At 75.3% G+C, this 9,524-nt stretch carries 9 protein-coding genes; 4 read left to right on the top strand and 5 right to left on the bottom strand.

Features of this window, described 5'->3' with window-relative positions; translation table 11 throughout:
- Nucleotides 1–1,717: MMPL family transporter (locus tag ACFVGO_RS38765; protein WP_380636862.1), on the bottom strand; the 1,717-nt coding region annotated here is incomplete at its 3' end.
- A gap of 379 nt (nucleotides 1,718–2,096) precedes the next feature.
- On the opposite strand from ACFVGO_RS38765, the gene ACFVGO_RS38770 reads away from it, so the two are divergent.
- From ACFVGO_RS38770 to ACFVGO_RS38780, 3 genes are read left to right on the top strand one after another with little or no spacing between them, the layout of a single operon-like run.
- On the top strand, nucleotides 2,097–3,221 hold the full coding sequence (locus tag ACFVGO_RS38770) for a DegT/DnrJ/EryC1/StrS family aminotransferase (RefSeq protein WP_380636863.1): 1,125 nt from the start codon (nucleotides 2,097–2,099) through the stop codon (nucleotides 3,219–3,221).
- 22 nt (nucleotides 3,222–3,243) lie between these two features.
- Nucleotides 3,244–4,188 carry an NAD-dependent epimerase/dehydratase family protein gene (locus tag ACFVGO_RS38775; RefSeq protein WP_359914728.1) on the top strand — a complete coding sequence of 315 codons (945 nt, stop codon included), beginning with the start codon at nucleotides 3,244–3,246 and terminating at the stop codon, nucleotides 4,186–4,188.
- Nucleotides 4,189–4,200: 12 nt separating this feature from the next.
- Nucleotides 4,201–5,292 (top strand): hypothetical protein, encoded by a 1,092-nt coding sequence (locus ACFVGO_RS38780; RefSeq protein WP_380636864.1) that lies wholly within the window; start codon nucleotides 4,201–4,203, stop codon nucleotides 5,290–5,292.
- Nucleotides 5,293–5,323: 31 nt separating this feature from the next.
- On the opposite strand, the gene ACFVGO_RS38785 is transcribed toward ACFVGO_RS38780, so the two are convergent.
- The 4 genes from ACFVGO_RS38785 to ACFVGO_RS38800 all read right to left on the bottom strand — a co-directional run bounded on the left by ACFVGO_RS38785 (nucleotide 5,324) and on the right by ACFVGO_RS38800 (nucleotide 8,559).
- Nucleotides 5,324–5,920 carry a hypothetical protein gene (locus tag ACFVGO_RS38785; protein ID WP_380636866.1) on the bottom strand — a complete coding sequence of 199 codons (597 nt, stop codon included), beginning with the start codon at nucleotides 5,918–5,920 and terminating at the stop codon, nucleotides 5,324–5,326.
- A 42-nt stretch (nucleotides 5,921–5,962) separates the two neighbouring features.
- Nucleotides 5,963–6,736: a polysaccharide deacetylase family protein gene (locus tag ACFVGO_RS38790; protein WP_380636867.1), complete on the bottom strand. Its 774-nt coding sequence runs from the start codon at nucleotides 6,734–6,736 to the stop codon at nucleotides 5,963–5,965.
- On the bottom strand, nucleotides 6,733–7,593 hold the full coding sequence (locus ACFVGO_RS38795; protein ID WP_380636868.1) for an SDR family NAD(P)-dependent oxidoreductase: 861 nt from the start codon (nucleotides 7,591–7,593) through the stop codon (nucleotides 6,733–6,735). The genes ACFVGO_RS38790 and ACFVGO_RS38795 overlap by 4 nt, the downstream gene beginning before the upstream one ends.
- 78 nt (nucleotides 7,594–7,671) lie before the next feature.
- Nucleotides 7,672–8,559 carry a DMT family transporter gene (locus tag ACFVGO_RS38800; RefSeq protein ID WP_359914714.1) on the bottom strand — a complete coding sequence of 296 codons (888 nt, stop codon included), beginning with the start codon at nucleotides 8,557–8,559 and terminating at the stop codon, nucleotides 7,672–7,674.
- Between the two features lie 202 nt (nucleotides 8,560–8,761).
- Here ACFVGO_RS38800 and ACFVGO_RS38805 point away from each other — a divergent pair, with 202 nt between their 5' ends.
- Nucleotides 8,762–9,484 (top strand): DUF981 domain-containing protein, encoded by a 723-nt coding sequence (locus tag ACFVGO_RS38805; RefSeq protein WP_380357340.1) that lies wholly within the window; start codon nucleotides 8,762–8,764, stop codon nucleotides 9,482–9,484.
- Nucleotides 9,485–9,524: the final 40 nt, after the last annotated feature.

Genomic DNA, 9,524 nt, shown 5'->3' on the forward strand with positions numbered 1-9,524 from the left:
GCTGGAAGACCGCGACCACGGCGCCGAGCGCGGCGACCACCGACAGCAGGAAGCCGAGGGCCGCCTTCAGAGGCACGAGGATCGAGCGGAAGACCACCATCAGCAGGACGACGGCGAGGCCGACGACCACGGCGAGGTAGGGCAGCAGCGCGTCGGACATCTTCTGCGAGACGTCGATGTTCATCGCCGTGGTGCCGCTGACCAGGACCGTCGCCCCGGTGGCCGTCTTCAGGCCGGCCGCGTCGTGGCGGATGGCGTGCACGATGTCCTTGGTCTCGGCCTCGCTCGGGCCGGTCGCCGGGACGGCGTTGAGCAGGGCCGTGTCGCCCGCCTGGTTGAACATCGGCGGCGTCACCGCGACGACCCCCGGCAGCCCGGAGACCTTCTTGGCCACCTCGTTCGCGGCGGCCTTCGGGTCGGCGACGTCCTTGGCGTCCACCATGACCGTCAGCGGGCCGTTGAAGCCGGGGCCGAAGCCCTCGGAGAGCAGGTCGTACGCGCGTCGCTGGGTGGTGGAGGTGGGCTTGGACTCGTCACCCGGCAGGCCGAGCCGCAGGTCGAGCGCGGGGGCCGCGAGCACGCCGAGGCCGATCACACCGCCGAGCAGCACCGCGAGCGGGCGGCGCAGGATGAAGCGGGCCCAGCGGGCTCCGCCGTTCTCCTTCGCGGCCGGGGCCGCCCCGCCACGGGCCTTGCGGGCCTTGCGCGGCAGCACCTTGCGGCCGAGGAAGCCGAGCAGGGCGGGCACCAGGGTGAGGGCGACCAGCACGGCGATGACGACCGTCCCGGCGGCGGCCATGCCCATCTTGGCCAGGATCGGGATGCCGACCACGGAGAGGCCGGCGAGCGCGATCACCACGGTCAGGCCCGCGAAGACCACCGCGGACCCGGCGGTGCCGACCGCCCGGCCCGCCGCCTCCTGGGGCGCGCGGCCCTCGGCGAGCTCGGCGCGGTAGCGGGAGACGATGAACACCGCGTAGTCGATGCCGACCGCGAGGCCGAGCATCATGGCGAGGGTGCCGGTGGTGGTGGAGAGCCCGAGCGTGCTGCCGAGCGCGGTGATCAGCGCCATGCCGAGGCCCACGCCGACGACCGCGGTGAGCAGCGGCAGGCCGGCCGCGACCAGCGAGCCGAAGGTGATCACCAGCACGACGGCGGACAGCGCCATGCCGATCGCCTCGCTGCTGCCCCCGGCGTCGGCCTTGGCCATCAGCGCGGTGCCGCCGATCTCGACCTTGAGCCCGGCGTCCCGGCCGTGCTGGGCGGCCCGCTCCAGGGTGTCGGTGGCGGTCCTGGACACCTCGCCGGCCTTGGCGGAGTAGCTCACCGTCGCGTAGGCGGTGGTGCCGTCCGAGGAGACGGCGCCCGGCATCTTGAACGGGCTCACCGCGCCGGTGACCTGCTCGGAGCCGGCGAGCTCGCCGACCGTCCGCTCGACCGCCTGCTGGTTGGGCGCGGCGGTGATCTTCTGGCCGGAGGGGGCGACGAACACCAGACGCGCCGAGGCCCCGTCGGCGTGGCCGCCGGGGAAGCGCTCGTTCATCAGGTCGAACGCCTTCTGCGCTTCCGTGCCGGGCATCGCGAAGCCGTCGTCGGGTGCGGCGGGCGCCTTGGCCGCCAGGACTCCGACGGCTGCCAGCACGGCGACCCAGAGGAAGGTCACCAGCCGGCGCCGGACGAAGGTCCATCGGCCCAGGCGGTAGAGGAACGTGGCCACGGGAGAGCGGACTCCTTCGGATGCGGTTCTCGGGAACAGGAGGCGCCGCGGCCGACCGGACGTCCTGGTGGACGCGGTCCCCCGCAGCATGACCCATCCTTGATCGCCGACCCCTGCTCCGTCGTCGTCCCTGTGCAGGCCGTTTGCGTACTGCGGACGCAGTAGTGCCATCCCCCGCACGGAGGAGCGCACGCCCTGCGCCGGAAGCAGCCCCCGGACCTGCGACGGCAGCAGATCCGCTCACCCGTGCGGTCGGCGACGGCGGGCCGGGGACCGGTGGGCGAAGTAGCGTGATGTGCCTGACCCGTCCGCTGACGTGCGGTTCGGGAGGATTCGACCCGATCGGTGCTGCTCCGGCAGCCCGCCGCCGGAGGTGCCCATGGGCGTTCCAGCCGCCCGCATCGTGTTCGACGAGAGCGACCGCGCGGCCGTCGCCGAAGCGGTGACCGAGATGCTCACCACCGGCGCGCTGACCCTCGGCCCGTGGACCGAGCGCTTCGAGCAGGCCTTCGCCGCCGAGCACGGCGCCTCGCACGCCGTCGCGGTGAGCAGCGGCACGGCGGCGCTGGAGGTGATCCTGCGCAGCGTCGACGTCCGGGGCCGCGACGTGGTCGTCCCCGCCGTCACGTTCTACGCGACCGCCGGGGCGGTGGTGCACGCGGGCGGGCGGCCGGTCTTCGCCGACGTCGATCCGGCCACCCTCGCGCTCTCCCCCGAGACCCTGGAGGCGGCGCTCACCCCGGACACCGCCGCCGTCGTCCTGGTGCACATCGGCGGGCTGGTCGGCCCGCAGGTCGACGCCCTGCGGGCGCTGTGCGACCGGCGCGGCGTCCCACTGGTCGAGGACGCCGCGCACGCCCACGGCAGCAGCTTCAACGGCCGCGCCGCCGGCACCTTCGGCCTGGCCGGGGCCTTCTCCTTCTACCCGACCAAGGTCACCACCAGCGGCGAGGGCGGGATGATCCTCACCGAGTCGGCCGAACTGCGCGACGGGGCCCGGATCTACCGCGACCAGGGCAAGGGCTCCTTCACCACCAACCACCACGTCAAGCCCGGCTACTCCTGGCGGATGAGCGAGCCGCACGCCGCGATCGGCGCGGTGCACCTGCGCCGGCTGAAGGAGTTCATCGAGACCCGCCGGGCCGTCGCCCGCCGCTACGACACGGCGCTCGCCGGGCTGGACGGGCTCGACCCGGTGCCCGAACCGCCCGGCTGCCGCGGCAACTACTACAAGTACGTGGCGCTGCTGCCGGCCGGGGTCGACCGCGCCGAGTTCAAGCGGGCGGTGGCCGAGGAGCACGCGGTGCGGCTGTCCGGCGAGGTGTACGACCTGCCGCTGCACCTCCAGCCGGTGTTCGCCCCGTACCGGCGCGGGCCGCTGCCCGTGGCCGAGGACGTCTGCGCCCGGCAGGTCTGCCTGCCGGTGCACTCCGACATGACCGAGGACGAGACGGAGCAGGTGGTCGACGCCGTCTCCGCGGTGTACCGGCGCCTGGCCGGGTAGCCGGAGCGAAGGGAGCAAGATCGTGCGGATAGCCGTCACCGGGGGCTGCGGGTTCATCGGCTCACACGTCGTGGACCACCTGATCGCGGCCGGCCACGACGTCCTCGCGGTGGACACCACCGACAAGTACCTCAATCCGGACGCCGAGCACGCGCGGCTCGACGTCCTCGACCTCAAGGCCCTCACCGCGGCGCTGGCCGGCAGCGAGGTGGTCTACCACCTGGCCGCCATGGCCGACGTCGAGCAGGTCAGCGCCGACCCGGTCCGCGCGGTGCGGACCAACATCGACGGCACCGAGGCCGTCCTGGAGGCCGCCCGGCGCAGCGGCCTGAGCCGCACGGTCCTGGCGAGCACCGTCTGGGTCTACGGCGCCGCCCTCACCGACGAGCAACTCGACAGCAGCGAGCAGGAGTTGGACGAGCACGTACCGATCGAGCTGGAGCACAGCGGCCATCTGTACGTGGCCACCAAGCTCGCCGCCGAGATGCTGGTGCACAGCTACCGCGAGCTCTACGGGCAGCACTTCACCATCCTGCGCTACGGCATCCCGTACGGCCCCCGGATGCGGGACGAGCTGGTCGTCGCCCGGTTCGTCCAGGCCGCGCTGGCCGGACGGCCGATCACCATCGCCGGGGACGGCCGGCAGAGCCGCAACTTCGTCTACGTCGAGGACCTCGCCGACGCCCACGTCCGGGCCCTGTCCCCCGCCGCCGAGGACCAGACCTTCGCACTGGAGGGCTCGACGGCCGTCTCGGTGCGGGACATCGCCGACACGGTGGACGGCCTGCTGGGACCCGTCACCATCGAGCACATCGACGGGCGGAAGGCCGACTACGCGGGGCGGCGGATCTCCTCGGCGCAGGCCAAGCGGCTGCTGGGCTGGTCGCCGAGGACCAACTTCACCGACGGCGTGCGGCGGTACGCGGACTGGTACCGGGCCACCGTCGGCACCGCCGCCGGCGCCTGACCGGGCCGCCCGATGCCGCACGCCCTGCTGGTCTCCGGCTCGCTCGGACAGGGCCACGACGTGATGGCCCAGGCCTGCGCCGACACCCTGCGGGAACGCGGCTGGACCACCCGCACCGTCGACGCCATGGCCCTGCTCGGGCAGCGCTCGGGCGCGGCCGGGGAGGCGGTCTTCCGCCGGCTGCTCGACCTGCCCGGGGTGTACGACGCCTTCCACTTCTCGGCGCTGCGGCCCGGCGCCCGGATCGCCCTGCTCGCCGACGCGGCGGCCCGCGGCCGGCTGGTCCCGGCACTGCGGGAGCTGATCGAGGCGCAGCGGCCGCAACTGGTGGTCTCGGTGTTCGCCACCGCGACCTCGGCCGTCAACCGGCTGCTGCGGCAGGCGCCGGAGCGGGAGTTCCGGCACTTCGTGTTCTGCACCGACGTGACGCCGCACCGGCTCTGGGTGCAGGAGGGGACGGACCTGTTCCTGGTCACCTCCGAGGTCGCCGCGTGCGCGGTCCGGCGGTACCGGCCGGAGGCCGACATCGCCGTCGTGCCGGCGCCGTTGCGCCAGCCGTTCTACCGGCCGCCGCGACGGGCCGCGGCGCGGGCGGAGCTGGGCGTGCCGGCGGGCGCCGCGTGCGTCCTGCTGATGTCCGGCTCCTGGGGGCTCGGTCCGCTCGCCCGCACCGCCGCCTCGCTGGCCGCCGCCGGGCCGCACGTCCTCGCGGTGGCCGGGCGCAACCGCGAACTGGAGCGCCGGCTGCGGGCCGCCGCGCGCCGGGAGCCCCGGCTGCACCCCTTCGGCTACACCGACCGCGTGCCCGCGCTGATGGCCGCCGCCGACCTGGTGGTCACCAGCTCGGGCGACACCTGCAGCGAGGCCCGGGCGCTGGGCCGGCGGCTGCTGCTCCTCGACGTGGTGCAGGGGCACGGGCGCGACAACCTCCAGCACGAGCTGGAACTCGGCCACGCCGACGTCGCCACCGCCCACCCGGCCGAAGTGGTCCGCAACGCCCTGGCCGCGCTCCACCGCCCCGAGCCCGCGCCGTCCGCCGGCGCCACACCGGAGGCGTGGCAGGCGGGGTTCGGGGCGGCGCTGCGGCGGATGGGGCTGGGGTAGCCGCGCCGGGCGGGTCCGGGGCGGCCGGGGTTCAGTGCACGCCGACGGCCCCCGAGCAGGTCAGGGTACCGGTCACCGTGCCGGTGTCGCCGAGCTCCTCCGTGACGGGCATCGCGGTGAGCCTCGCGCCCCCGGCGGTGCGGCTCGCCCGTTGACCGATCGGCACCTCGCCCTTCCAGAGGACGGGACGGAAGCCCTTGAGCGCCAGCAGCAGCCGGGCCTCGCCGTCGCCGAGAACGAGCTCCGCGCGCGCGTCCTTCGCGCCCATCGTGGTCGCGGTGAGGGTCAGCGCGCCGGTCGGCGAGTCCTCGCCGACACAGACGACCGAACCGAACCGGTAGCTGCCGCCGTTGGCGGCCGACAGGGTCAGGCTGCTGCCGCCGGAGGCCCCGGGCGCCGTACCGGGCGTGCCGGAGGGCGGCACGGCGGACGCCTCGGCGGTCGTGGCGGAGGCGGTGGAAGGGGCGGCGGCGGAAGGGGAGACGGTGGCCGGAGCGGAGGGCTGCCCGGCGGAGCCGGTCGACGCGGGCGACGAGCCCGGACCACCGCACCCCGCCACCACCAGCGCGGCGAGACCGACCGCGACGACGGCCCGACCGCCGTACGGCACACGAGCGTTGACCTTCACGCGAGACCCCCTGCTCGTCCGGTACTCCTGACGACGCGTCGGTCACATCGGGCGGTTCCGGCCGGCGGGCGGCGGCACCCGGTGGTCGCGGAGGGGGCCGAGGGTGAGGCGGCGGGTGCGGCAGTGCGCGGCGATCAGGGGGAGCGCGGCGAGGGTGGCGCGCCAGGAGCCGGGGGCGGAGGTGCAGTCGGAGTCGTGCAGCAGGAGGGTGGCACCGCCGGTGAGGCCGGGGCGGGCGGTCGCGTAGACGGACGCACCGGTGGCCTCGGCCGTCCAGTCGCGGCCCCAGGCGGTCCACAGCACGCTGCGCAGGCCGAGGCGGCGGGCGGCCAGGGCCGGGCCCGCGGTCAGGACGCCGTACGGCGGGCGGTACCAGAGCGGACGGGCGCCGCAGAGTCCGGTCACCGCCTCGGCGGCGCGGCGCAGTTCGCGCAGGTCGCGGGCGGGGGCCGGGTACCACTGCTGCCGGTGGTGCCAGCCGTGGACGGCCACCTCGTGGCCGCGCAGCACCAGCTCGCGGCCGAGCCCGGGGGCGCGCTCCAGCATCGCGCCGAGCAGGAAGAAGGTGGCCCGGGCTCCGAGTTCGTCCAGCGCGTCGAGGACGTACGGGGTGCTGGCCGGATCGGGGCCGTCGTCGAAGGTCAGGGCGACGTGGCCGGGCGCGGTGCCGTGTCCGGCGGTGCGGCGGGCCAGGGTGCGGCGCAGCGGGGGCAGGCGGACGGCGGCCGGGGCGAGGTGCAGGAACTCCGCGCCGGCGGCGAGGGCGGTGGCGGCGACGGCGGCGGTGCCCGTCCGGTGCACGGCGGCGGCGCTCACTCGAAGCGGGCGGCCATCCGGCGGAACACGCCCGGTGCCACCCCGTGGAAGCGGGACGGGAAGCCGAGCCAGTGCGGGACGTAGAGGCGGTCGCGTTCGGTGGTGATGGTCGCCACCACCGCGTCCGCGACCCGGTCCGCCGGGACCAGCCGCGGCCAGTCGCGCTCGTACGGGGTGCCGCGCCGCTCGAAGAACGGGGTGTCCACCGCGCCGGGGAGCACCAGGCGCACCCCGACGCCCGTGCCGCGCAGCTCGTACCAGAGGCTCTCGGCGAACATCGTCAGCGCGCCCTTGGTGGCCGCGTAACCGGACTCCTCCCGCGAGCCGACCTGGCCGACGATCGAGCCGAGCAGCACGATCCGGCCGCGGCGGCGCTCCAGCATGCCGGGCAGCAGCAGGCGGACCAGGCGCAGCGGGGCGGCGAGGTTGACCTCGATCATCCGGTCCAGGGTGTCGGAGGGCGTCTGCGCGTACGGGCCGCGCCAGCCCAGGCCGGCGCTCGCGACCAGGGCGTCCACCCGGCCGGCCGCGGCCAGGGCGGCCTCCGCGAGGCGGGCCGGGCCGTCCGGCTTGCTCAGGTCCTCGGGCAGGGCGCGGCCGCCGGTGCGGTCGGCGAGTTCGTCGAGGCGGGCGCGGTCGGTGCCGGAGAGCAGGGTGTGCCAGCCGGCGTCGGCCAGGCGGGTGGCGGTGGCGAGGCCGATCCCGGAGGAGGCGCCGGTGATCAGCGCGACCGGGCGGTCGGCCGGGGCGGCCGGGGCGGTCGGGGCGGTCCGGCCCTCCGGAGCCGAGGGGGCCGAGGGGGCCGTGCGGGCCTTCGGGCCTGACCGCCGGGGTCGGGAGTGGGACTCCTCCGCCATCGGGCACCTGCCGCTCTGTGGCCGTGTCGCCGTCCGATTTGTCCGGCAAGTCACCTTCGCATGGCGGAGCCGTCCGGGCTACCGGGGCGGGACGGCGGGCTCCGCCTCGGTGTCCCGGTGCGGAGCCACCAGCTCGGCGGACTCGCCCTCCAGCTCACCGAAGCGGGAGAGCACGAAGGTACCGCCCACCGCGACCACGAAGCCGGTCAGCGCGCACCACTCGAACCCGGGCCGGGCGGCGTCCCCGAGCACCGTCACGCCGATCAGCGCCGGACCGAAGGTCTCGGTCACCGTCCCGGCAGCGGTCGCGGCCGTGACCGTCCCGCGCTGCAGCGCCAGGGCGTAGGCGAGGTAGCCGCCGAGGCCGCCGACGGCGAGCGCGTAGGCGGCGGGATCCGTGAGGACGGCGACCGGGCCGGAGACGTCCAGGACCCGCACGGCCAGGCTGGTCACGCCGAAGCCGACCCCGGCCAGCAGGCCCAGGCCGGCCGCGGCCGCATTGCCCTCCCGGCGCACCAGGACCACGGTGGCGAGCACCATGGCGGCGGTGGTGGCGAGCAGCGCCCAGTGGAAGGCGGTCGCGGCGTGGTCGCGGCCCTCCTGTCCGGAGCCGAGCGCCAGCAGGGTCAGGCCGAGGACCACCGCGAGGATGCCCGCGAGATCGCCCCGGCGCAGCCGGGCGCCCAGCAGCCAGACGGCCGCCAGGGCGGTGACGGCCAGGCTGGCGTTGGTGACGGCCTGGACGAGGAAGAGCGGGAGGGTGCGCAGGGCGACGATGCTCAGCACGAAGCCGACGATGTCCAGCAGCGTGCCGAGGATGAACTGCCAGGACCGCAGCAGCGCGGCCAGCAGGCCCGCCCGCACCCGGTCGGCGCGCGGGGCCGACCGCGCGCCGCGCGCCTGGAAGACCGCCCCGAAGCCGAAGCAGACGGTCGCGGCCAACGCGGTGGTGAGTCCCAGCAGCATGCCTCTCCCTGCCTCGCGGGGCAGCACTCGGTCCCCTCACCAGTCTGTGCCCGGGGGAACGGGGGCGCACGGATGGAGCGCACGGGACGGGGGTGCACGGGTGGAGCGCGTGGGGCGGGACGGGGCGGAGCGGCTCGGCCCACCGGGTCCACCTGAGCGGCGGGCGGTTTGCCGACGAGCGGTGTTGCGTCATGCCTGATCCATGATTCAGCACGCCGTGCCGCTCGCCGCATCCGGCCTGAAGATCGACTGGGCAAGGATGCCGACCTACAACACGATCATGTCCGTGGCCGCCGGTGCCGGGCTGCTGCTCGTGGTGGAACTGGGACGTCGGCTCCTCGCCCGGGGCCGCACCATCACGCTCGACGGCTGGGCGCTGGCGTTCGGGGCCCTCGGGTTCACCCTCGTCACCACCGGCCTGCACATGACCCTGACCTGGCCGCTGGCCAGGCAGGGCTTCCCGTTCGACAACATCATCTTCGGCGAGCCCGCCCTGGCGTTCGGCGTCCTCCTGCTCACCGCCTCCTTCTACCTCTGGAGGCGCGGCAGCGAGCTCCTCGCCGCGGACGGCGTCGACCGGACGGTCCGGGTGGCCGCGCCGATCTCGGTGTTCGTCTTCGGCATGGGGCTCGCCTGCTTCGGCATCGCCGCCGCGGGCTGGAGGTACACGCTCTTCGCCGCCCCGCCCGAGGAACCCGTCTCGGGGGAGTTCTCGGACCGGCCGTGGCTGGAGGCGAGCTTCATGTCCGGGCTGTACGTCCTGGTCGGCATCGGGGCGCTGCTCTTCCCGTTCGCGCTGCGCTCGCCCCGGCGGTGGACGAGCCCGGTCATCGGCGCCGCATGGGGGCTGGCCGGCCTCGCCTTCCTGGCGTTCGGCGGGCTGAACTACTTCACCCACATCGGGCTCATCGTCAACACCATGTGACCGACGGCGGCCGCTCCCCGGGGCCCGGTGGATCCGGATC

Source organism: Kitasatospora sp. NPDC057738, assembly GCF_042798815.1.
Taxonomy (GTDB): Bacteria; Actinomycetota; Actinomycetes; order Streptomycetales; family Streptomycetaceae; genus Kitasatospora; species Kitasatospora lactacystinica.

Coding starts and splice junctions, on each gene's coding strand:
- ACFVGO_RS38780 (WP_380636864.1), top strand. CDS start 4,201: ATGCCGCACGCCCTGCTGGTCTCCGGCTCGCTCGGACAGGGCCACGAC.
- ACFVGO_RS38795 (WP_380636868.1), bottom strand. CDS start 7,593: ATGGCGGAGGAGTCCCACTCCCGACCCCGGCGGTCAGGCCCGAAGGCC.
- ACFVGO_RS38805 (WP_380357340.1), top strand. CDS start 8,762: ATGATTCAGCACGCCGTGCCGCTCGCCGCATCCGGCCTGAAGATCGAC.
- ACFVGO_RS38800 (WP_359914714.1), bottom strand. CDS start 8,559: ATGCTGCTGGGACTCACCACCGCGTTGGCCGCGACCGTCTGCTTCGGC.
- ACFVGO_RS38770 (WP_380636863.1), top strand. CDS start 2,097: ATGGGCGTTCCAGCCGCCCGCATCGTGTTCGACGAGAGCGACCGCGCG.